Genomic DNA, 22,476 nt, shown 5'->3' on the forward strand with positions numbered 1-22,476 from the left:
GGTCACTTCTTCGCGGTGGTGCTCTTCTTCGCGGTGGTGGCCTTCTTGGTGGTCGTGCTCTTCTTCGCGGGGGCGCGCTTGGCGGCCGGCTTCTTGGCCGGCCCCTTGGCACGCTTCTCCGCGAGCTTCTCGATCGCGATCGTCTCTGTGATCTCCTCGACCTTCTCGGTCGCACGGAGGGAGACGTTCGTGGTGCCGTCGGTGATGTACGGACCGAAGCGCCCGTCCTTGATCACGATCGGCTTCTCGCTGGTGGGATCGACCCCGAGCTCCTTCATCGGGGGCTTCGCAGCGGCCCGGCCCCGAGTCTTGGGCTGGGCGTAGATCTTCTCCGCCTCCTCCATGGTGACCGAGAAGATCTGCTCCTCGGTCTCCAGGGAACGGGAGTCGGTCCCCTTCTTCAGGTACGGACCGTAGCGGCCGTTCTGGGAGGTGATCTCGATGCCGTCCTCAGTGGTCCCGACCACGCGCGGCAGGCTCAGCAGCTTCAGCGCGTCCTCGAGGGACACGGTGGAGAGATCCATCGACTTCAGCAGCGAGCCCGTGCGGGGCTTGGGCTGCTTCGACTTCGGGACCTTCTTGCCGCCGGTCTCCTCGGGATCGGGCAGGATCTCGGTGACATAGGGGCCGTAGCGGCCGTCCTTGGCGACGATCTCGTTCCCGGTCGCGGGGTCGGTGCCGAGCACGCGACCGTCGTCCTTCGCGCGCTCGAGCATCTCCTTGGCGACCTCGACGGTCAGCTCGTCCGGGGCGACCTCGTCGGAGACGTTCGCACGGCGCGGATCCGCACCGTCGATCAGCTCGCCGGCCTCGTCCCGGGCGGCCTGCTCGACGTAGGCGCCGTAGCGCCCCACGCGCAGGGTGATGCCCTCACCGATCTCGATGCTGTTGATCGCGCGGGCGTCGATCTCGCCGAGGTTGTCGACCATGGACTTCAGCCCGAGCGGTCCGGCCGACCCGTCGGAGAGGTAGAAGTTCTTCAGGTACTCCGAGCGTCCGAGCTCGCCCTGGGCCATACGGTCCAGCTGCTGCTCCATCTGCGCGGTGAAGTCGTAGTCAATGAACGGCCCGAAGTGCTCCTCGAGCAGGCGCACCACGGCGAAGGCGGTCCAGCTGGGCACCAGAGCGGTGCCGCGCCGCAGCACATAGCCGCGGTCCTGGACGGTCGCGACCGTCGAGGCGTACGTCGAGGGACGACCGATGCCGCGCTCCTCGAGCGCACGCACCAGCGACGCCTCGGTGTAGCGCGGGGGAGGGGTCGTGGAGTGGCCGTCGGGGGTGAGGTCGCGGGTGTCGAGCTGCTGCCCCTCCTCCATCTGCGGCAGACGCTTGTCCCCGGAGTTCTCGGCCTCGTCGTTGCCGTAGCGGGAGGCGTCGCGGCCCTCCTCATAGGCGGCGAGGAAGCCGCGGAAGGTGATCACTGTGCCGGCGGCGCGGAAGGTCGCGGTCCGCCCGCCCTGCTCGAGCTGCAGCTCGACGGTGGAGGTGGTGCCCTTGGCGTCGGCCATCTGGGAGGCGATCGTGCGCTTCCAGATCAGCTCGTAGAGACGGAACTCATCGCCCGCGAGCTGCCCGGCCACCTCGGCAGGGGTGCGGAAGTGGTCACCCGCGGGACGGATCGCCTCGTGAGCCTCCTGCGCGGCCTGGGACTTGTTCTGGTAGACGCGCGGCTTGTCCGGCACGTACTGGGAGCCGTAGAGCTCGGCGGCCTGGGCCCGGGACGCACGGATCGCTTCACCCGAGAGCGTGACCGAGTCGGTACGCATATAGGTGATGTAGCCGTTCTCGTACAGCGACTGCGCGACCCGCATCGCCTGACGGGCACCGAGGCGGAGCTTGCGCGAGGCCTCCTGCTGCAGCGATGACGTGGTGAACGGGGCGGCCGGACGCCGCGTGTACGGCTTCGACTCGAGCGCCGCCACGGTGGCGGGAGCATCGGCCAGCACCTCGACGAGGGTCCGCGTGGACTCCTCGGTCAGGACGGCGGCGTTCTTCGCCCGCGGCTTCAGGGTGCCGTCGTCGGCGAAATCGGCGCCGGTGGCGATGCGGGCCCCGTCGACCGTCTGGATCTTGGCCGTGAACTGGGTGGTGTCGGTGCCGAAGGTGCCGGTCACATCCCAGTAGTCGGCGGCGACGAAGGCCATCCGCTCGCGCTCGCGCTCGACCACCAGACGGGTGGCGACGGACTGCACACGGCCGGCGGACAGCGACGGCTTGATCTTCCGCCACAGCACCGGCGAGAGCTCGAAGCCCACCAGCCGGTCCAGGATGCGACGGGTCTCCTGCGCATCGACCAGGTCGGTGTCCAGCTCGCGAGTGTTGTCCAGCGCCGCCCGGATCGCGTCCTTGGTGATCTCGTGGAACACCATCCGCTTGACCGGCAGGGACTTCTTGGGCTTGAGGGTCTCCAGCAGATGCCAGGCGATCGCCTCACCCTCGCGGTCCTCATCCGTGGCGAGGTAGAGCGTGTCGGCGTCCTTGAGGGCCTTCTTCAGCTCCGCGACGGTCTTCTTCTTGTCGGGGCTGACGATGTAATAGGGGTCGAAGCCGTTCTCCACATCGACGCCGAACTTCCCGTAGGGACCCTTCTTCATCTCGGCGGGCAGGTCACGCGGCACCGGGATGTCGCGGATGTGCCCCACCGAAGCCTGGACGATGTAGTCGTCCCCGAGATAGCGCGCGATGGTGCGAGCCTTCGCAGGGGACTCCACGATCACCAGATGCCGTCCGCCAGTCACGTTGATATGTCCTTCCTCGCCGCGTCACGTCGCGGCCCGTTCGCCGTGGCTGAATGCCGTGGTCCGGGATGAACCGGACGCATCCACTGCGCTCGGCGATTGCTCACGGTACACGCTCGCTGATGCGCCCCCGGTGTGAGATCGGCGTGCGCAGCGCCAGCACCAGGGCCATCCAGGCGCCGGTGCCGCCACCGATCAGCGCGGCGGTCGCGCGGAACGCGGCCAGCTGCTGGGGGACGTCGTGGAGCTCGAGCGGGCGGGGGAGGGACAGCAGACCGACTGCTCCCATCCCGAGGCCAGCGAGGCCTCCCAGACCGAGCACCGCCGCCATCACCACCGTCCCCGCGCCATGACGCGGGGTGCGGGAGGAGTTCGAGACCTCGATGCCGCGGCGGCGGCGGCCACGGCCGGGATGGGCGGCGGCCCGGGCGCGGAGGCGGCGGGTGTGGAGCCCGTCGGCGGCGAGGACCAGGAACGTCCAGGCGGCCGCGACCGCGATCGCCCCGATCACGTCGCTGGGGCGGTGCCAGCCGACCACCAGCGTGCCGAGGCCGGCGGCGAGGGTCCACAGCGCGCCGAGGGGCGCGAGCACCACCCGCGCCCGCCCGGCGGCCAGCACCACCGCGATCATCGCGGTGGCCGCGAGGGTGGTGTGCCCCGACGGGAAGGAGTTGGGGGTGATGTCGATGCCCGGCCCCAGCGCCTGACGGGTGACCAGGACGTGCTTGATGAGCTGGGTGGTGAGGTTCGCGCCGATGGCCAGGACGGTCAGCGGGATCAACAGCCTCAGCCGTCGACGCACCAGCACCAGCACCGTCGCCAGCGCGAGCAGCACCGCGATCACCGGCACGCTGACCGACTGGACCGCGAGCTCGGCGTACTGCGACAGCGGGCCCTCATGTGCCTTTGCGCCGGAGAGGATCAGCTGATCCAGGCGCTGTCCGCTCGCGGTGCCCACCGCGCCGCGGGCGAGGCCCACGATCGTGGCGGTGCATACAGCGGCGGCCAGCAGCGAGAGCAGCGGGCGGGCGAGACCGCCGACGCGGGCGGTGCTCCCGGAGCGGGCGGCATCCCGGCGGCCAGCGGTGCTGGCGGCGCTCACAGGGCCACCATCTGGGTGATCAGCAGCTCGCGCACCGCAGGCAGCGCCCGGGCGCGGGCCTCGTCCTCATCGACGTCGGTGAGCGCGCAGACGGCACCGAGCACCTGCCCGAGGGTCAGGGTGCCGTCCAGTGCGCCGACGGTCGCGGCGAGCAGCTGGTCGGCCCGCACCACCCGCGCGAAGCCCGCGCCCTGGACCAGCTCGATCAGCATCGGGTCCCAGTCCCCGGGGGTCAGATGGCGGCGCTCGATCACGTCTTCCGCCCGCACCGGGCGGGAGGCGGCCAGCGCCTCGTCGTCGTGGTCCTCGAGCGCGGCGAGGGCGCTCAGAGAGGCGGCGAGGTGGGCGGCCAGGGAGCCGCTGCCGGTGCCCGGGACGAGCTCTGTGCGCAGCACTCCGGGTCGCGCGGCGGCGCTCTCCGGGCGGCGCAGCAGCAGGTAGCCGAAGCCGATCGCCTCCACATCCCGGGCCGCGAAGTCATCCAGCCATGCCCCGGTCAGGGCCGGCCAGCGCTCATCGCGGGTGGTGATGCCGCCGTCACGGACCCAGGTCTCCGCGTACTGAGCGGGATCCTCCTGCTCGCGCTGCAGCACCCAGGCGTCCACGCCGTCGGCGACGGCCGCCTGCATCCACGCCCGGGGATGGGTGTCCCAGTCCTCACCGTCGCGGATCTCCCAGTTGCCGAGCATCACGGCGCTGCCGCCCGCAGCGAGATGGGTGGGCAGCTCCCGCAGCAGCTCGGCGAGCAGTGTGTCCCCGGCGCGGCCGCCGTCACGGTAGGTCCAGGTCGTGTCCTCGGCGACGACATCGCGCGGGGTGATGACGAAGGGGGGATTGGACAGGATCAGGTCGAAGGTCTCGCCGCGCACGGGCTCGAGCAGGGAGCCCTGGCGAAGGTCGAGCTCGATGCTGTTCAGCGCGGCGTTGAAGGCGGCGAAGCCCAGCGCCCGCTCGGACAGATCGGTGGCGACCACCTGCTCGGCGTGGCGGGAGGCGTGCAGCGCCTGGATCCCGCCGCCGCAGCCGAGGTCGAGCACCCGGCGGGCGGGTTCGCGCGGGGTGATCCTCGCCAGGGTCAGGGAGGCGCCGCCCACCCCGAGCACGTGCTCCGGGCCCAGCGGGGCGCCGGTGGCGAGCTCCGAATGGTCCGAGGCGATCCACCAGTCGATCTCTCCGGCGTCATCGCGTGCCGAATACGGGGCGAGGTCCACCAGCGCCTGCAGCGCGGAGTCGGGGTCATCACCGGCCGGGCCGAGCAGGCCCAGGCGCAGCGCGCCGTGGACGCCGAGGGTGGGCAGCGCGGCCTGCACCTGCGCCCGGGACAGCACGGCGCCGAGGGTGAACAGGCGCAGCAGCACGGCGGCAGGATCCGTCAGCGGTTCGAGCATCCGGCGAGCCGGGACGGGGTTCTCGCGCCGCAGCGCGGCGGAGGCGACCGGCCCCAGCAGCTCCTCGATCCTGGCACTCGTGTACAGGCCGGCCGAGAGGTCCGTGCGCAGGGCCGCGATCTCCGCGGTCAGCACGCGCGGGGGCGGGGTCGGTGAGTCGGTGGGCATGGCTACGATTGTGCATCAGCCACCTGGGGTCCGACCGGACACCAGGCGGGGGAGATCCGCACATTCTGTGCGCGGTCGCGAAGTGAGAGATGGGGAGGGACAGGCGGATGCGGGCAGGTGCAGCCGAGGACCTCCTCACCGATCTCACCGCGCCGCTGATCCGCCGCAGCTGCCTCACCCATATCGAGCGCCGACCTGCGCGGGAGGGACGCCGCGGCAGCTTCCCGGAGTGGACCGATCCGCGGCTCGTGCAGCATCTCGCCGTGCGCGGCATCACCGCTCCCTGGACGCACCAGGAGCAGGCCGCGCAACTCGCGCACGACGGTCAGGACGTGGTGCTCGCCACGGCCACGGCCTCGGGCAAGTCGCTCGCCTACCTGCTGCCCGTGCTCACCGCGATCGGGGCTCGCGAGCATGACTACGAGGCTCCCCGCGCCACCGCCCTGTACCTCTCGCCCACCAAGGCGCTGGCCGCGGATCAGCTCACGAACATCACCGCGATGGCCGACGGTGCCGGGATCCGCGACGCCCGGATCGCGGTCTACGACGGCGACACCCCTTCCGAGCAGCGCCGCTGGGTGCGTCGCCACGGCTCCGTGGTGCTCACCAATCCCGACATGCTGCACTTCGGGATTCTGCCCGGGCACGAGCAGTGGGCGCACTTCTTCCGGGCGCTGCGCTATGTGGTGATCGACGAGTGCCACAGCTACCGCGGAGTCTTCGGCAGCCATGTCGCGATGGTGATCCGGAGGCTGCGCCGGATCGCCGCGCATTACCGTGCCGATCCCACGTTCATCCTCGCCTCCGCCACCACCGCGAATCCCGAGCTCTCCGCCTCGCGGCTGGTCGGTCGGGATGTCGAGGCGGTCACCGAGGACGGCTCTCCCCGGGCCGGGCTGACGATCGGGCTGTGGGAGCCGGGCACCCGGACCAGGGTCGACGGCCGCGGGGACCCGGCACGGTGGCAGGACGCCGAGGACGCCGAGGACGCCGAGGACGCCGAGGACGTCGACGACTCCGCCGATGATGAAATCGACGATGAATCCGGCGAGGGCACCGCGGGGAAGCGGCGAGAGGACCCGCTGCGCCGCTCGGCCACCAGCGAGGCCGGCGCGATCCTCGCCGACCTCGTCGAACGGGACGTGCAGACCCTCGTCTTCGCCCGCTCTCGGCGCGGCGCCGAACTGGTCTCCAGCGGTGCGCAGCGCCTGCTCACGCAGAAGGCCGAGCGCACCGCCGCCCCTGGGCTTGCGGACCGTGCCTCCCGGATCGCCGCCTACCGGGGCGGGTATCTGGCGCGCGAGCGACGCCAGCTCGAGGACGCGCTGCGATCGGGGGAGCTGAAGGCGCTGGCGTCGACCAACGCGCTCGAGCTGGGGATCGACATCGCGGGCCTGGACGCCGTGGTGGTCGCCGGCTGGCCCGGGACCCGGGCCTCGCTGTGGCAGCAGTTCGGCCGGGCAGGGCGTCGACAGGACGCCGACGGCGGCGCGCTCGCGCTGTTCGTCGCGCGGGAGGACCCGCTGGACACCTATGTGGTCCACCACCCGGAGACGATCTTCGGCGCCGAGGTCGAGGCATCCGTGTTCGATCCCGCGAACCCATATGTGATGACGCCGCATCTGTGCGCCGCCGCTTCTGAGCTCGCGATCCGTGACGGCGAGGAGGAGATCTTCGGGCCGACGGCGCGGGACCTGCTGATGACCCTCGCGGCCCGGGGGGTGCTGCGCTCGCGGGCCACCGGCTGGTACTGGACGCTGAGCGAATCCGCGCACCAGCTCACCGACCTGCGCGGCAGCGGTGGGGAGCCGGTGCGGATCGTCGAGCAGGCCAGCGGCGTGCTGCTGGGCACCGTGGATGCCGCGAGCGCCCACACCCAGGTCCACGACGGCGCGGTGTACCTCCACCAGGGACGCAGCTATGTAGTGGACCGTCTCGACGTGGAGCAGGCCGCTGCCTTCGTGCACCGCGAGGACCCGCTGCACACCACCCATCCGCAGTCCGCCTCCAGCCTGCGGATCCGGCAGATCGATCGCGAGGTCGAATGGGCGGGCGGGGTGCGGCTGTGCTTCGGCACCGTGGATGTCACAGACCAGGTCACCGGCTATCAGGTGCGTGATGTGTTCACTCAGGCCGTGCTCGCACAGCGCCCGCTGGACCTGCCCCCGCGCACCCTGACCACCAAGGCGGTGTGGTGGGTGATCCCCCGGGAGCGGACCGACGCCGCCGGGATCCCGGAGGAGGAGCTGCCGGGCGCCCTGCACGCGGCGGAGCATGCCGCGATCTCGATGCTGCCGCTCCTGGCCACCTGCGACCGCTGGGACATCGGCGGGCTCTCCACGGCGCTCCACGAGGACACCGAAGCACCCACGATCTTCGTCTACGACGGCGCCCCCGGCGGGGCCGGCTTCGCCGAGCGCGGGGCCGACGGAGCCGCCGCCTGGGTGCGCGCCACCGCGGACATGATCGGTGAGTGCGGCTGCGAGGCGGGCTGCCCCGCCTGTGTGGTCTCTCCGAAGTGCGGCAATGGCAATGAACCCCTGTCGAAACCGCAGGCCGTACGCCTGCTGGAGCTGTTGCGAGAGCAGGAGGGGAACGCCGGATCAGTGCGGTGACGACCGTCTGACGGTTGCCGTGACGAAAGAGGGATTGCGCTGCGGCGACGTGCTGCCCACGCCGTGACCGAACCGTGATGCGGCGCTGCGCTGCGAGTTCTCGGTGGAGCCCCACAATCAGGATGTTCTCCGGACACCGGGGAGGGGAGCGGCCGTGCGTCGCCAGAGGTGGAGGAGCCTCGGATGAGCAGTGCGATCGCGGATCGACCGGTCGTGGGAGTGACGCAGGAGCGTCCCAGCCCGCAGCAGCGGCTGCGAGCCCTGGTCTCGCCGCCACGGATCACTGCTGTGGACGTGGCGCGGGCGCTCGCGATCCTCGGGATGATCGGCGCGCACGTGGGGGACATCCCGGAGTTCTCCCCGGGCGATCCGCTGAGCTACTTCTCTGTGGTGCATGGGAACTCCGCGCTGCTGTTCGCAGTGCTGGCAGGAGTCTCGATCGCGCTGATGACGGGCCGGACCCAGCTGCCCGACGTGGAGGAGCTCCCGCGGCTGCGCCTCGCACTCCTCGGCCGCGGCGCGGTGATCTTCGTGATCGGTCTGGTGCTGGAGATGCTCGGCACAGGGGTCGCGGTGATACTCACCTTCTACGGGGTCATGTACATCGCTGCGCTGCCGGTGCTGCGGCTGCGCGCCAGCAGGCTGCTGCTGCTCGCGCTCCCGATCGCGCTTTTGGGACCGTTACTGGTCGCCGCCGTCGAGGTGCTCTCGCTCGGGGGATACGGGAGCGGGGCACTGCTGGTGCTGACCGGCATCTATCGGTTCACCGCCTGGGCTCCGCTGATGCTGGTGGGCATGGCGCTGGGGCGGCTGCCTCTGGAGCGGCGCCGGGTCGCGGCCGTCGTGGCGGGGGTAGGAGCGGCGCTCGCCGTGCTCGGCACCGGTGTGGGGCTGCTGTTCGCGGTGCTGCTCGGCGTGCTGGCCCCGGGAGCCCTGACGGGCAGCTCCTCCTGGGAGGAGGGGACGGCTTCCGGCAGCTCCGGCGAGGGCTCCTCGTGGACTGTGGAGGACGAGGGGTCGTGGGAGGGTGACGCGGCCACGGTCCCGGGGGAGGAGATCGACCTGACCGGCCTGGTCTGCTACCCGCCCTATCCCGGGGATCCGACCGTCTACTGCGAACCGCCCGACTACGCGGATACCTGGCTGGAGGAGGAGTCCTCGTGGTCCGAGGACCCCGGAGGCGAGGGATGGGCGTCCTATCCGCAGAGCCTGATCGACATGGAGCCGGGGCCGATGCTCCTCGATTCGGTGGTCTCGCTCTCTCCCCATTCGGGCTCCACCGTGGAGATATTCCGCTCCGGAGGGCTCGCGATGTGCGTGATCGGAGTGCTGTTGCTGCTCGCGAGGCCGCTGCGATGGGTGCTGCTGCCGCTGTCGGCACTGGGCGCGATGCCATTGACCGCCTATTCGGTCCATGTGTTCGCGCTCTTCGCCTTGGTCGGGCCCGGCGGATGGATCTCCAGCAACCTGGTGTGGGTGCTGATGAGCCTCGCTCTGATCCTGGTGTGCCTGGCGTGGGCGGCCCTCCTCGGCCGCGGTCCGCTCGAACGGCTGACAGCCTGGGCTGCACGGCGCGCCGCGCCACCCCTGCCGGTCCCGGCACCTACAGGAGACGCCCGCGGCCAGCGTTGAGCCTCGACGACCAGCCCCGACGAGCAGCCCGATCACACCGTCACGGCAGGTCTGCCGGGCCCGGCCCGGCTCGGGAGCGGGAGGTTGCCACCGGCAGCGGGGACGCCTCGACCTGCACCGTGACCAGCACGTCCCACTCACGCTGCTCGCAGGAGACCAGCAGCGCCCCATTCCGGTCCGCGGCTTCGGCGGCCACCTCACAGGGCTGACCGTGGGCGGCGGCGAGGGCGTCGGCGCCGGCAAGGGCCGCGAGATCGGCTGCCGTCTCGGCGCGGGACTGGGCGATCACGCCGGTGCCCAGCAGTGAGAGGCCCCCGACCACCGCGGTGGCGGCTCCGGTCCAGGCCAGCACCGACGCGGCACCGGTGCTCATGGTGCTCGCCCCGAGAGCAGATGGGGTTCGAGCCGGGCCTCGGCATCGGCGTTCAGCTCCCAGCTCGCCCCGGACAGCGCTCCAGCGGGGGCTTGCAGGGTGCGGCTGACCTCCACCCGCACCCACTCACCGCCAGCGACGATCTCGACCGTCGTGCCCTCACCGCCTATCCGCTGTGCGACGGCCGTGGCGGCGGCCGAGTCCTCCCCGCGGGCCAGCTCCCGGGCGGCACCGCGTGCCGCGCTCTCGAGCCGCACCTGCGTGCCGAGCCCAGCCCCGGTCAGCAGCACCACGAGCACCATCACCACCACAACGGGCAGGACGATCGCGGTCTCCGCGGTGGCGGACCCCCGGTCGTCCCGCAGACGGGACGACCGGGCGGACCGCGGCATCATGACCCCTTGGACAGGGCTGAGGTGATGATCCCCATCAGCAGTTCGCGCACCTCCCCGGACGCCAGCAGGGCGACCAGGACGGCGGCGAATCCGCAGGCGGCGAGCACCGTGATCGCGTATTCCGCAGTCGAGGCGCCCGCCTCGCCGCGCATCACGCGGTCGAGAGTGCGGCGCAGCCGCTCCTTGGTGAGGGACATGAGGTCCTCCTTCGTGTCGGGGACGGCGTTCGCCGTCCCGGGGGTGGCAGCCGCAGCTGCCCGTCACCGGCTCCGGGAGGAGTCGGTGCACCGGGAGGGTCCCGGTGGTCATGGCCTCACGCTCCGCCGACGGTGAGGGAGAAGGTGCCGCCGAGCAGGGACATCACCGTGGGGATGATGCCGAGTGCCACGAAGGCGGGCAGCAGGGTCAGACCGGTGGGCATCACCAGGCGGACCGCGAGCTGGGCGGCGAGCACCTCGGCATCGCGGGCGTGGCCGCGACGGGCGTCCCGCGCCGCGGAGCGGAGCACCCGGGCGAGATCCGCACCCGTGCCCTCGGCCAGAGCCGCGGACTGCTCGAGCGCGCTCCATGCTGGCGGCAGCACCCTGGTGGCGTGGGCAGCGGGGACACCGGCGGCGAGCGAGGTGGCGAGCCTGTTCAGCGTCTTCGCGTCGGGGCCCGGTTCCAGTGATTCGCCGACGGCGGCGACGGCGCGGGCCAGAGGCAACCCGGAATCGAGCGCCCCGGCGATCAGTTCGAGCCCCACGGACGGATCCACCCGGTGCTCTCGGGGAGGGTCCGCTTGCCGGATCAGATGACGCATCCACCACCAGCCGAGGAGGGTGAGCACCAGCCCGGTCAGGCTCAGCAGATTGCCGGCCGGGGACACCAGCAGCAGTCTCAGCGGATCCCCGCCCAGCAGCATTCCCAGCCCGAGCCCTGCCAGGGGGAGCACCAGCAGGATCCGGGCGGTGGAACGTGGGCCGGCGAAGGCGCTGCGGCGCGCCTGAGCGGCATCGTGGAGGTCCCGCAGGGCGTCCGCGAGGCTCTGCAGCATCTCGGCCGTGGGCGCGCCGGTGCGTGCGCAGACCGCGAGGGCCGCGCCGAGGGCGCTGACCATCTCGGACCGCTGCAGGTGCGCCCCGGCGGCGCGGCGGGGGTCGGCGCCGGAAGCTGCAGCGCGGGAGAGGTCCTGCAGGTCTCCCTCGGGGAGGGTGCGCGCCAGTGCGGACCAGGCCTGGCGGGGCCCGGAGCCGGAGCTGATGATCGTGGCCAGCTGCTCCACGAGGCGTGCCATCTCGAGCGGTCCTGCGGCGGCACGCCTCGGCGTTCGCAGGGACGGGGTCGAGGCAACGGCGAGCGACGGAGGGGAGAGCACCCAGAGCAGGGTGACTGAGAGGGCGAAAGCCGCGATGATCATGCCGACCTCCGGCGCACGGCTCGGGGTCTCGGGGCGGCGTTCTGAGGCACGGTCGTCGCTCGGATGGCGGGCATGGGCTGGGTGGCGCGGACCCGCTCGGCGAGAGCCTGCGCGGCCGGCCCCTCTTCCAGGCGGCGGTCTTGCATACGCAGCGCGGTCGAGGTTCGCAGCATTCCGTCGTCGCCGCGGTGCAGGAGGGCGATCTCCTCGAGCGCCCGCACCCCGTCTCGGCGCGCGAGATGGACCACCACCTCCAGGGCGCTGGCGACCTGGGCGGCCAGCGCGGCGCGGTCGAGCCCGCCGAGCGCACCCAGCGCCTCGAGCCGAGCGGGGACATCCGCGGCGGTGTTCGCATGGACGGTGCCGCAGCCGCCCTCATGCCCGGTGTTCAGCGCTTGCAGCAGCTCTCGGACCTCGCCTCCACGGCACTCCCCGAGGACCACCCGGTCCGGTCGCATCCGCAGGCTCTGCCGGACCAGAGCGGTGAGGTCCACTGCGCCGGCACCTTCACTGTTCGCATGACGGGACTGCAGATGCACCACGTGGGGGTGGTCCACGGCCAGCTCGAGCACATCTTCGACGATCACGATCCGCTCATCAGGGGACGCCTCGCGAAGCATCGCGGCCAGCAGGGTCGACTTCCCGGTCCCGGTGCCGCCGCTGATCAGGAACGGCACCCGTGCCGCGATGATCGCTCGCAGCACGTCCCGGGTGGCGGAGTCGATCGCGCCGAACCGCTCCAGATCCTCGAGATCGAGTCGGGTGGAGGAGGGCAGGCGCAGGGAGAGGATCGCCCCGCCCGGGGACAGCGGCGGCAGCACGGCATGGAAGCGGATGCCGGACGGCAGATGCGCATCGGCCCAGGGCAACGCATCATCGAGCCGCCGTCCGCCCGCCGTCGCGAGCCGCACCGCGAGATCACGAGCCTGACCCGGCTCCAGGTGCACAGAGGTGGGGTGCAGCCCGGCGGCGTCATCGACCCACACCGTCCCGTCGTCATTGACCAGGAGGTCCGTCACCCCGGGTGCGACCAGCGGCTGCAGGGGACCGAGTCCGTCTACGTGGTCACGGAGCCGAGAGGTGAGTTCGAGGGTCGCTGCCGCACCGAGCACCCGTCCTTGGCGGCGGAGCACCCGGACGATGCGCGGCACGTCCACCAGGCCGGGGGAGCGCACCAGGTCTTCTCGCACCAGGTCCAGAATCGGTGAGAGGTCCTCGTCGAGGATGGGCGACGGCGAGGCGCTCATGAGCGCCCGCTCGTGGTCAGGGCGGAGACCAGCATGCGGGCGGCGCGGTCGGCGCCCCGGCGTCGCACATCCAGCAGGGGCACGGCGCCGCGGGTGCTGTCATGGAATGTTGCAGCGAGGGGGAGCGCGAGGTCCTCGCAGACCTCCCGGCTGTTGAGGGGCCCGCTGCGGCGCACCACGGCCTGGGCGAGTCCCTCGGACAGCTGCCAGGCACGCATCCTCCGGGTCGCCGAACTCACCGCATGGTCGGTGGCCGGGACGAGCACCAGCAGGTGATCGAGATGCTCTGCGGCGGCCGGGACCATCTCCGAGCTCAGATCCACCACCACGGTCCCTCCCAGCGGGGCCAGAGCGGACAGCACCCGGGAGACCGCGGAGCGATCCGGTCCGGATCCTTCCTGGGCGACCAGCAGACGCACCTCGTCCACGATCGGCAGGCCCTCGCGCAGCGCCTCCCCATCGTCCGGACCCAGATCGGCCGTCTCAGCCCAGCTGATCCCTGGCGCCGTTGGCGCCTCGACCAGCAGATCGAGGCCGCCGCTCAGCGGATCGGCGTCGATCAGAGTCACCGGCCCTCGGGAGCGGAAGGCGGCGGCCAGCCGTGCCGCGAAGCTCGAGGCGCCGGCTCCGCCGCAGCCCCCGGCGACTCCGAGCAGCAGCGACGCGCTGCGGGGCCGGGCGAGATCGGCCAGACGCGAGAGCAGCTCCTCGGAGCCGCCGGGCAGCGGGATCACTGCGCGTGCACCGGCCGCGAGCGCGCGCGGCCACACTGCAGCGGGGACCTCGCTTCGGGAGGTCACCACCAGCAACGGCGCTCGTTCCCGGCCGAGCACCCCGGCCCGGTGCGCAAGAGCATCCGCATCTGCGACCACACAGGCCGCGGCCCCGCCCTCGAGGACATCGGAGAGCTCGGCTCCGACCGCCATCGTGTGATCTCGGACCAGCTCGCGCAGCGGCCCTTCCGGACCTATCCAGCAGACCCGCGGGCGGGCACTCGGACCAGGAGCCGCAGCCGACTTCTCCAGTCCGGGGAACCGTGCGCTGCGACGCCGCGGGGTCGTGTCCGAAAGGCCGTCCGGCTCCGTCGGGATCACGGCATCCGGCAGGCCCGGGACGAGGGCCTCAGGAGCAGTGGAGGGGGCAGTTGTGCTGGTCATGCGGCCATGGTGGCCGCAATCCGGCCGGCTGGGCAGGCTCGATCGGAGATGGTGGACAACTGCGTTCTGTGGAGGAACGGTCCGCGGGACCCAGGTCCTTGCGCACCCGGCGGCAGGCGCGTAGTGTGATCTTCACAACGACGAATACCGGCATCGGAACCCACGTACGACTGGTCCCCGCAACGGACCGGCTGTGAGGCGTCGAAAGCGCCACCGCAGCTAGATCACGTGTACGCCTGATCCCGATGCACATGGCTCGTCCGGAGCGGCGCCGCGAGAGATCGCGACGCCGCTCCATTCTTTTGTGCGCAGAACTTTTTCTCTGCTGCGCTCAGATCTCTTCTGGTCCCTGCTGCTCTCTTCTGCGCAGAACCTCCGCGGGCTTCGCGACTCACCGTCGCGAGCTGCGCGACGGGACGCTGTGTGAGCGGCACACCCGAAACGCCATCGCGACGCCCGGGCGTCGGGCTCAGAACTCCAGATCCACGACCACCGGTGCGTGATCCGAGGCGCCCTTGCCCTTGCGCTCCTCGCGGTCGATGAAGGATCCGGTCACCGCGGACTGCACGGCGGGGGAGCCGAGCACGAAGTCGATCCGCATGCCCTCCTTCTTCGGGAAGCGCAGCGCCTGGTAATCCCAATAGGTGTACACGCCGGGCCCCGGATGGTCGGCGCGCATCACGTCGGCGTAGCCGGCGTCGACCACGGACTGGAACGCGGTGCGCTCCGGCTCGGTCACGTGGGTCTTGCCCTCGAAGAAGCTCATGTCCCACACGTCCTCGTCGAACGGCGCGACGTTGAAGTCGCCCACCAGCACGGCGCGGGCCGAAGGATCCTCGGCGAGCTCCCGGGCGCCCTCGGCGCGCAGCGCCTCGAGCCAGCGCAGCTTGTAGGCGTAGTGCGGGTGGTCGAGCTCTCGACCGTTGGGCACATATAGCGACCAGATCCGCAGTCCGTCACCGACCACGCCGCCCAGCGCACGCGCCTCGATCACGCCGGTCTCATCCTCCGGGAAGCTGGGTACGGCAGGCAGCGCGGTGCGCACATCGGTGAGGCCGACGCGGGAGATCAGCGCCACCCCGTTCCACTGGTTCAGGCCGTGTGCGGCAACCTCGTACCCCGCCTCCTCCAGCGCGGTCAGGTCCAACTGCTCGGGCTTGGCCTTGATCTCCTGCAGGGCGAGCACGTCGACGTCGTGCCGCTCGAGGAAGGCGAGCACCCGATCCATCCGGGCCCGCAGCGAATTGATGTTCCAGGTGGCGATGCGCATGCGACCGATCCTACGGGGGACCGAAGTCGTCCGCAGTCCCGCCCGGACAGTCGTAAACTCAAGCCATGGCGCGCGCACTCGTCACCGGATCCACTTCCGGGTTGGGACTCGAATTCGCCTGGCAGCTGGCCGGGACTGGGCATGACCTCGTGCTGGTCTCGCGTGACCAGGACCGGCTCGGCGCCGTCGCCGAGCAGATCCGCGACGTCCACAAGGTCGAGGTCGACGTGTTGCCCGCCGACCTCTCGGACCGTGAGCAGCTCGAACGCGTCGCGATCCGCCTCACCGACCCCGTCGATCGAGTGGACCTGCTGGTCAACAACGCTGGTTACGGGCTGCGCGGCGGGTTCCTCGAGGTCGGCGTCGATGACCACGAGAAGCAGATGGACACCCTGATGAAGGCCGTGCTGGTCCTCTCCCATGCCGCGGCCCGCACCATGGTCCAGCGTCGCAAAGGCGCCATCCTCAACGTCAGCTCCCTGGCCGGCTACACCACGGCCGGCCCCTATGCCGCGTCCAAGAGCTGGGTCACGGTGTTCACCGAATCGCTCGCGATGGAGCTCAAGGGCACCGGCGTGACGGCGACCGCGCTGCTGCCAGGGTTCGTGCAGACCGAGTTCCATGAACGCGCCTCGATGAGCATGGACGGGCTGCCGCGGATCACCTGGTTGAAGGCGCCGTATGTGGTCGAGCAGGCTCTCAAGGACACCGCCAAGGGCAACGTGCTGTCGATTCCGTCGGTGAAGTACCGCACTGCCAGCGAGTTCTCCAGGATCGCACCGCGGCCGCTGATCCGTGCCTTCACCTCTCCGGACTGGTACCGCCGGATGCAGTCCCGCTCCGTGCATCGCTCCCGTCGAAGAGCGTCACGACGGAACCTCCATGCCCCCTGGCAGCGCGAGGACGAGGCGTAGTCCTCGTCTCCTCTGGGGATCCGGCCGCCGCCACCCTCGCGGACTGCAGGTCCGCAGGTCCGGCATCTGTCGCCCCGCAGCCGGGGCGGCCCCGTGGGCCGTCGGGCGCCGCCGAGGCTCGGTCGATTACTCTGGCCGTATGTCCGGCACCAGCACCGATTCCGCCCAGCCCGCCTCGATAGCGCCCGCCCGCGAGCGCCTGCGAGTCCTGATCCGCGACCTCGCCGTGGTGCGCGGTCACGTGATCCTCTCCTCGGGCGCGGAGGCCGATCACTACGTCGATCTGCGCCGCATCACCCTTCACCACGAGGCCTCCCCACTGGTGGGACGCGTGATGCTCGACCTGCTGCGCCGCGAAGGGCTGCTCCCCGGGGTCCAGGCCGTGGGCGGTCTGACGCTGGGCGCCGATCCGGTGGCGACCTCGATGCTGCACGCCTCCGCCGCTGATCAGGCGCTCGACCCGCTGGACGCCTTCGTGGTGCGCAAGGCCAACAAGGCGCACGGCCTGCAGCGACGCATCGAGGGACCGGACGTCACCGGCCGGCGCGTGGTCGCGGTCGAGGACACCTCCACCACCGGCGGCAGCGTGCTGACCGCCTGCGAGGCGCTCACCGAGGCCGGAGCAGAGATCGCCGCCGTCGCCGTGATCGTGCACCGCTCCGACGCCTCCCGCGAGGCCGTCGAAGCCGCCGGCTACCGCTACCTCGCCGCGTACGACATCTCCGAGCTGGAGATCTGAGGCAACTCAGCCAGTCGGCTCCTGCCGCTCGTGCCTCGCAGTACGTCGATCAGACGAGCCCTGCTGTCTGATCTCCTACCGCTCGTGCCTCGCAGTACGTCGATCAGACGGAGTCCACTGCGAAGGTGTCGCAGGACTGCACCGTGCCCTGCTCATAACCGGTGGTGAACCAGGCCTGGCGCTGCTCGGAGGAGCCATGGGTCCAGGACTCCGGTCGCACCTGGCCACCGGCCACCTCGCCCTGGATGTGGTCATCACCCACGGCGCTGGCTGCGGAGAGCGCCGAGGCGATGTCCTCGTCGGTGAGCGGGGACAGCATCGCGTTCCCGTCGTCGTCCACGGTATTGGCGGCGTGGTGCGCCCATACCCCGGCGTAGCAGTCGGCCTGCAGCTCGAGCCGGACGGCGTCGGACTGCGGCCCGGTCTCTGAACGGTCCGCGTCCTGCATCGATCCGGAGAGGTACTGGACGTGATGGCCGTACTCATGGGCCACCACGTACATCTTCGCCAGCTGCCCACCGTCGGCGCCGTACTGGCTCGACAGGGAATCGAAGAAGGTGGTGTCGACGTAGATCGTGGAATCGGCCGGGCAGTAGAAGGGGCCAACATCCGCTGTGGCAGCGCCGCAGCCCGTCTGGACCGAATCGGTGAACACCAGACCCTGGGGCTCGACGAACTGGATGCCGGACTCCGGTCCGAGCTGCGACCACAGCGAGTCGCCGGACTCGATCGTCGCCTGCACCAGGCAGTCATCCTGCTCGTTCGCGTCGGCGCCGGTGAGGCAGTGATCGAGCGAACCGCCCTCGGCGACCGGGCCCTGCCCCTGGCCCTGCGGGGAGGAGGAGCCACCCAGCAGATCCAGCGGATTGCCGCCCATCAGCGCGTAGATGATCACGATCACCAGCAACAGGCAGCCTCCACCGCCGCCGAGCTTCAGGCCGCGGCCACCGCGCCCGCCACCGCCACGGGGCCGAAATCCGCCTCCGCCGCCAGATGCGGAGACGTTGTCGGAGCGGATCTCCGCATTCGGGTTGAAGGTCATGCGCACAGAGTAGACCTGAACGTGCGGTGTGAGCAGGTGGAACAGCGACAGTGAAGGTCCTGGGGACGTGACCAGCTGGTCACTCGGGCAGCACCCGCCACCGCATAGCATTGAACGCGGATGTCCCGTGCTCTGAACGCCGCCGGGCAGATCCGCCCATCAGCACCCCCATCGCGAGGAGACCTGCATGAACATCGTCGACTGGGCGGTCGAGACCATGAACAGCCTCGGCGCTTTCGGTGTCTTCCTGCTGATCTTTGCCGAGAACCTGTTCCCCCCGATCCCCTCCGAGGTGATCCTCCCGCTGGCCGGCGTGGCCTCCGCAAGACCGGAGAACTCCTACTGGATGATGCTGCTGGCGTCTGTGGCCGGTTCCGTGGTCGGGGCCTGGGTGCTCTACGGCCTCGGGCGACTCCTGGGACCGGAACGTCTGCGGAAGATCGTCATCTGGCTGCCACTGGTGCACGTCGAGGATTACGACAAGTCCGTCGCGTTCATGGACAAGCACGGCCACAAGGCGATCTTCTTCGGTCGCTTCGTTCCCGGGGTCCGTTCCCTGATCTCCATCCCGGCGGGCCTGTACGCGATGCCGATCGCCATCTTCACGTTGCTCACGGCCGCCGGCAGCGCGATCTGGAACACGATCTTCCTGACCATCGGCTACTTCATGGGCAGCAACTGGACCGTGATCGAGCCGTACACCGACATCTTCTCCAAGGTCGCCTACGCGGTCGTCGCGCTGGTGATCCTGTGGTTCGTGGTCAGGCTGATCCTGCGGGAGAAGAAGCGTCGCGAGCTGGGACTTCCGGACCCCGATGAGAAGTACCTCCAGGAGGATGCGCAGGAGCCTTCCCAGGAGGACTCGCAGAAGGGCCCGCACGGCGACTCACAGGGGGACGCACAGACGGCCGGGCACGAGCGGACCGACGGCCGGTGACCCGCACCGAAGTACCTGACGCCCGCGACGTGCCCGGCGGCCACGATGTGCCTGACGGCCCCGGCGCGGTGGAAAGAGCCGGCGCGGAGGTCATGTCCCACCCGCCCGTATCGCGAGAAGTCGGAGTCGGACCGCATCCTCACCCCTGGCCGGAGGACGCGCGCTTCGACCCGGAGCTGCTCGAGCACGGGGACCGCCGCAACGTCGAGGACCGCTTCCGCTACTGGCGTCGCGAGGCGATCATCGCCGAGCTCGACACCCATCGCCACGAGCTGCACGTCGCGATCGAGAACCTCGAGCACGACGCGAACATCGGGTCTGTGGTGCGCACTGCCAACGCCTTCGCCGTCGGCGCCTTCCACGTCGTCGGCAGGCGCCGCTGGAACCGACGCGGCGCGATGGTCACCGACCGCTACCAGCACGAGATCCACCACCCCGACGCGCAGCACCTCATCGACTGGGCTCGCGCCGAGGGACGCCCGCTCGTGGCGATCGACCTGGTCGAGGGAGCGCTGCCGATCGAGCGCACCCCGCTGCCCCACAACGCGGTGCTGGTGGTCGGTCAGGAAGGGCCCGGCGTGAGCGCCGAGATCCTCGAAGCAGCACAGCTCGTGGTCGGCATCAGCCAGTTCGGCTCTACTCGCTCCATCAACGTCGCCGCCGCCGCTGCGATCGCGATGCACAGCTGGGTCCTGCAGCACGCCGAGCTCCCCTCCGGGCCCCTGCGCTGATCCCGACCGTGCCGGCCAGCCTGGCCAGCCGTACTCCGGGCCGCATCATCCGCACGCTGAGCCGGGTCAGCTGCACTCCGAGTCCATGAGCGGGACCTGCACAGTCATCTCCAGCCCCATCGTGGGACCGTCCAGCTCCTCGTCCAGGTGGTCATTCCAGGCCCGCACGGTCAGTTCCGCCTGGTTGTGCGGATTCTGTCCGCGCAGTCCAGCGCCGATGGCACGCTCCTCACGGTCGAGCGCACTGGTGTCCATCTCCCACGCTGTCATCTGCGGACGCACCGCATCGGCCAGAGCGCCCCACCCCTTGCTGTCGACCTGCTGCGTGCTGTGATAGACGGTCGAGACATACAGGCAGTTCCCGTTCACTTCCTGCACCTCGGCAGGGATATCCGCGGAGAACGACGCATATTCGTCGGTGCTCTCCGAGACGGATTCGGCGAGAGCGCCGAGCGGCTCTTCGATCAGCTGTTCGGCCTGCGGGAGGGTGAGCGGACCCGAGGTGTCCGCCGGGATGCCAGGTTCGACAGCTCCGGACGCGCAGGCGGTGGTGGCTCCCATCGCCACGACGATCAGCACCATCCAGGCTCGTGCTCGTCTCATGCAGAGGGCTCCTTCGCAGAGCACGGTCAGGGGAGTTCTCCCCATCGTACGGACAGCCACTGCACCGTAGCCAGGTGCGGCTCGAGGTCCTCGCCCGTCGGGAGCTGAGCATCTCCTCGCCCGGTGTGATCGGCCTCGATGTCGGGCAGAGACTGCGCATTGAGGGGGTTGGAGAGCTGGAGCTCGTCCATCTCGAGGAGGCTGCTGCACATGCTGAGACCTCGCAGTCCCGTGCGGGTCAGCGCGCTGTGATCTTCCTTGAGCTCCGCCCGTTCTGACGGTGCGCGGCGGTGCACACCTGGGGATCTGTCCACGGGGACCTGCGGACAGGAAGCGTCCCGGTCGCTGTGGAACAATGAGGTCGATAGGACGACCCTGCGCGGGCCCGCCCCGCCGGTCGTCTCCCATCCCGTCAGCGAAGGAGAGTGCCTCATGGCAGTCGCAACCCCGGATCAGTACGCAGAGATGATCGATCGCGCGAAGGCAGGCAAGTTCGCCTACCCCGCAGTCAACGTCTCCAGCTCGCAGACCGCGATCGCAGCCCTGCAGGGCTTCACCGAGGCGAACACCGACGGCATCATCCAGGTGTCCTTCGGCGGCGCGGAGTACCTCTCCGGCTCCACCGTCAAGGACCGCGTCGCCGGCTCGATCGCGCTCGCCGAGTTCGTGCACGCAGTCGCCAAGAACTACCCGATCAACGTCGCGCTGCACACCGACCACTGCGCCAAGGAGGTTCTGCCCACCTGGGTTGAGCCCCTGATCGAGTGGGACCTCGAGAACCGAGTGAAGAAGGGCCTGAACCCGCTCTTCCAGTCGCACATGTGGGACGGCTCCGCTGTGCCGGTCGACGAGAACCTCGAGATCGCCGAGCGTCTGCTCGAGAAGTCCGTCGAGGCCAAGAAGATCCTCGAGATCGAGGTCGGCGTCGTCGGCGGCGAGGAGGACGGCGTGGTCGCCGATGTCTCCAACGACAAGCTCTTCTCCACCCCCGAGGACGGCATGAAGACCGCCGCCAAGCTCGGCCTGGGCGAGCGCGGCCGCTACCTGACCGCCCTCACCTTCGGCAACGTGCACGGCGTGTACAAGCCGGGCAACGTCAAGCTCACCCCGTCGATCCTCCTGGACATCCAGAAGGCCGTCGGCGAGAAGTACGGCAAGGAGATGCCGTTCGACCTCGTCATGCACGGTGGCTCCGGCTCCTCCCTCGAGGAGATCCGCACCGCGGTCGACAACGGTGTCATCAAGATGAACATCGACACCGACACCCAGTACGCCTTCACCCGCCCCGTGGTCTCGCACATGTTCGAGAACTACGACGGCGTCCTGAAGATCGACGGCGAGGTCGGCAGCAAGAAGGCCTACGACCCCCGCGCATGGGGCAAGAAGGCAGAGGCCGGGCTGGCCGCACGCCTGGTCGAGGCGGCAGAGAACCTCCGCTCCGCCGGCACGCACCAGGCCTGATCAGGCGATAGATCTGGCCTGATCGACGTACTGCGAGCGCGCGAGCGGTAGGAGATCAGGCGATGGATCCAGCCTGATCGACTCAGCACTCCACGGGACCCCGGAGCTTCGGCTCCGGGGTTTTCGTCGTCTGCGCCCAGTGTCGTCCACGCCCGGCAGTCCGGCGCGCCAGTGCGGATGAGCGTGCGGGTACTCAGCTGCTCAGCAGCTGGTCACCAGCGGTTGCCCTGGGCGCGGCCCATGACCCGCTTCAGGGAGGGCAGCACATCGGCCAGGAAGACTCCGGCGATGACCACACCGGCGATCATGAACAGCATCGAGCTGCCACGGCCCACCGGATACGGGAGCGACAGGAAGCCCAGCACCACGGAGACGCCGGTCAGCACGCACCAGAACACCTTGGTGCGCTTGCCCGCGGCCACATAAGCGTCGGGACGGAAGCGCAGGGCGTTGACGAGTGCCCAGAGCTCGACCGCCAGCAGGGCCACGGCGAGCACGAGGAAGATCCACATCTGGATGAGCGCGATCATCGCGTCAGGATACGGGTGATGGCTGGGCAGTTCCC

Annotated in this window: 21 protein-coding genes; 7 read left to right on the forward strand and 14 right to left on the reverse strand. The window is 70.3% G+C overall.

What is annotated here, in order from left to right; genetic code table 11:
• Positions 1-2: 2 nt before the first annotated feature.
• From topA to ACT3T9_RS02920, 3 genes are all read right to left on the reverse strand, one after another.
• Positions 3-2,738: a type I DNA topoisomerase gene (gene topA, locus ACT3T9_RS02910; protein WP_441443200.1), complete on the reverse strand. Its 2,736-nt coding sequence runs from the start codon at positions 2,736-2,738 to the stop codon at positions 3-5.
• A 103-nt stretch (positions 2,739-2,841) separates the two neighbouring features.
• Positions 2,842-3,840 (reverse strand): phosphatase PAP2 family protein, encoded by a 999-nt coding sequence (locus ACT3T9_RS02915; protein WP_444600933.1) that lies wholly within the window; start codon positions 3,838-3,840, stop codon positions 2,842-2,844.
• On the reverse strand, positions 3,837-5,396 hold the full coding sequence (locus ACT3T9_RS02920) for a DUF7059 domain-containing protein (protein WP_444605936.1): 1,560 nt from the start codon (positions 5,394-5,396) through the stop codon (positions 3,837-3,839). The genes ACT3T9_RS02915 and ACT3T9_RS02920 overlap by 4 nt, the downstream gene beginning before the upstream one ends.
• A 107-nt stretch (positions 5,397-5,503) precedes the next feature.
• Here ACT3T9_RS02920 and ACT3T9_RS02925 point away from each other — a divergent pair, with 107 nt between their 5' ends.
• Together ACT3T9_RS02925 and ACT3T9_RS02930 are read left to right on the forward strand one after the other, a co-directional pair.
• A complete protein-coding gene (locus tag ACT3T9_RS02925; RefSeq protein ID WP_444605937.1) occupies positions 5,504-8,011 on the forward strand; it encodes a DEAD/DEAH box helicase in 2,508 nt (835 codons plus the stop codon).
• A gap of 183 nt (positions 8,012-8,194) precedes the next feature.
• The gene (locus tag ACT3T9_RS02930) at positions 8,195-9,643 is read left to right on the forward strand and encodes a heparan-alpha-glucosaminide N-acetyltransferase domain-containing protein (protein ID WP_441443196.1); all 1,449 of its coding nucleotides are present in this window, start codon (positions 8,195-8,197) and stop codon (positions 9,641-9,643) included.
• A 40-nt stretch (positions 9,644-9,683) separates the two neighbouring features.
• On the opposite strand, the gene ACT3T9_RS02935 is transcribed toward ACT3T9_RS02930, so the two are convergent.
• The 7 genes from ACT3T9_RS02935 to ACT3T9_RS02965 form a co-directional block, all read right to left on the reverse strand.
• On the reverse strand, positions 9,684-10,016 hold the full coding sequence (locus ACT3T9_RS02935; RefSeq protein WP_441443195.1) for an Rv3654c family TadE-like protein: 333 nt from the start codon (positions 10,014-10,016) through the stop codon (positions 9,684-9,686).
• On the reverse strand, positions 10,013-10,411 hold the full coding sequence (locus ACT3T9_RS02940) for a TadE family type IV pilus minor pilin (protein ID WP_441443194.1): 399 nt from the start codon (positions 10,409-10,411) through the stop codon (positions 10,013-10,015). Before ACT3T9_RS02940 ends, ACT3T9_RS02935 begins: the two co-directional genes overlap by 4 nt.
• Complete coding sequence (locus ACT3T9_RS02945; RefSeq protein WP_441443193.1) at positions 10,408-10,608, reverse strand: DUF4244 domain-containing protein; 201 nt, start codon at positions 10,606-10,608, stop codon at positions 10,408-10,410. The genes ACT3T9_RS02940 and ACT3T9_RS02945 overlap by 4 nt, the downstream gene beginning before the upstream one ends.
• A 116-nt stretch (positions 10,609-10,724) precedes the next feature.
• Entirely contained in the window at positions 10,725-11,810 is a 1,086-nt protein-coding gene (locus tag ACT3T9_RS02950; RefSeq protein WP_441443192.1) for a type II secretion system F family protein, read from the reverse strand.
• Positions 11,807-13,057 (reverse strand): TadA family conjugal transfer-associated ATPase, encoded by a 1,251-nt coding sequence (locus ACT3T9_RS02955; protein WP_444600936.1) that lies wholly within the window; start codon positions 13,055-13,057, stop codon positions 11,807-11,809. The genes ACT3T9_RS02950 and ACT3T9_RS02955 overlap by 4 nt, the downstream gene beginning before the upstream one ends.
• Positions 13,054-14,214: a hypothetical protein gene (locus ACT3T9_RS02960; RefSeq protein ID WP_444605938.1), complete on the reverse strand. Its 1,161-nt coding sequence runs from the start codon at positions 14,212-14,214 to the stop codon at positions 13,054-13,056. Before ACT3T9_RS02960 ends, ACT3T9_RS02955 begins: the two co-directional genes overlap by 4 nt.
• A gap of 469 nt (positions 14,215-14,683) precedes the next feature.
• Positions 14,684-15,484, reverse strand: coding sequence for an exodeoxyribonuclease III (locus ACT3T9_RS02965; RefSeq protein ID WP_441443189.1), 801 nt, complete (start codon positions 15,482-15,484; stop codon positions 14,684-14,686).
• Between the two features lie 65 nt (positions 15,485-15,549).
• Here ACT3T9_RS02965 and ACT3T9_RS02970 point away from each other — a divergent pair, with 65 nt between their 5' ends.
• Together ACT3T9_RS02970 and ACT3T9_RS02975 are read left to right on the forward strand one after the other, a co-directional pair.
• On the forward strand, positions 15,550-16,398 hold the full coding sequence (locus ACT3T9_RS02970) for an SDR family NAD(P)-dependent oxidoreductase (RefSeq protein ID WP_441443188.1): 849 nt from the start codon (positions 15,550-15,552) through the stop codon (positions 16,396-16,398).
• 139 nt (positions 16,399-16,537) lie between these two features.
• Complete coding sequence (locus ACT3T9_RS02975) at positions 16,538-17,137, forward strand: orotate phosphoribosyltransferase (protein ID WP_441443187.1); 600 nt, start codon at positions 16,538-16,540, stop codon at positions 17,135-17,137.
• Between the two features lie 103 nt (positions 17,138-17,240).
• Here ACT3T9_RS02975 and ypfJ read toward each other — a convergent pair whose 3' ends face one another.
• Positions 17,241-18,179 (reverse strand): KPN_02809 family neutral zinc metallopeptidase, encoded by a 939-nt coding sequence (gene ypfJ / locus ACT3T9_RS02980; protein ID WP_441443186.1) that lies wholly within the window; start codon positions 18,177-18,179, stop codon positions 17,241-17,243.
• A 187-nt stretch (positions 18,180-18,366) separates the two neighbouring features.
• Between ypfJ and ACT3T9_RS02985 the strand changes: the two genes are divergently transcribed.
• Together ACT3T9_RS02985 and ACT3T9_RS02990 are read left to right on the forward strand one after the other, a co-directional pair.
• On the forward strand, positions 18,367-19,116 hold the full coding sequence (locus tag ACT3T9_RS02985) for a DedA family protein (protein WP_444600937.1): 750 nt from the start codon (positions 18,367-18,369) through the stop codon (positions 19,114-19,116).
• Positions 19,117-19,208: 92 nt separating this feature from the next.
• Positions 19,209-19,847 carry a TrmH family RNA methyltransferase gene (locus tag ACT3T9_RS02990; protein ID WP_444605939.1) on the forward strand — a complete coding sequence of 213 codons (639 nt, stop codon included), beginning with the start codon at positions 19,209-19,211 and terminating at the stop codon, positions 19,845-19,847.
• A gap of 66 nt (positions 19,848-19,913) precedes the next feature.
• On the opposite strand, the gene ACT3T9_RS02995 is transcribed toward ACT3T9_RS02990, so the two are convergent.
• The gene (locus ACT3T9_RS02995; protein WP_441443184.1) at positions 19,914-20,450 is read right to left on the reverse strand and encodes a hypothetical protein; all 537 of its coding nucleotides are present in this window, start codon (positions 20,448-20,450) and stop codon (positions 19,914-19,916) included.
• Positions 20,451-20,476: 26 nt separating this feature from the next.
• Entirely contained in the window at positions 20,477-20,662 is a 186-nt protein-coding gene (locus tag ACT3T9_RS03000; RefSeq protein ID WP_444605940.1) for a hypothetical protein, read from the reverse strand.
• Positions 20,663-20,882: 220 nt separating this feature from the next.
• Here ACT3T9_RS03000 and fbaA point away from each other — a divergent pair, with 220 nt between their 5' ends.
• Complete coding sequence (gene fbaA / locus ACT3T9_RS03005) at positions 20,883-21,911, forward strand: class II fructose-bisphosphate aldolase (protein WP_441443182.1); 1,029 nt, start codon at positions 20,883-20,885, stop codon at positions 21,909-21,911.
• A gap of 212 nt (positions 21,912-22,123) precedes the next feature.
• On the opposite strand, the gene ACT3T9_RS03010 is transcribed toward fbaA, so the two are convergent.
• A complete protein-coding gene (locus tag ACT3T9_RS03010) occupies positions 22,124-22,441 on the reverse strand; it encodes a DUF2516 family protein (protein WP_441443181.1) in 318 nt (105 codons plus the stop codon).
• Positions 22,442-22,476 lie beyond the last annotated feature (35 nt).

It is taken from the genome of Brachybacterium sp. AOP29-B2-41, from assembly GCF_052378395.1.
Lineage (GTDB): Bacteria > Actinomycetota > Actinomycetes > Actinomycetales > Dermabacteraceae > Brachybacterium.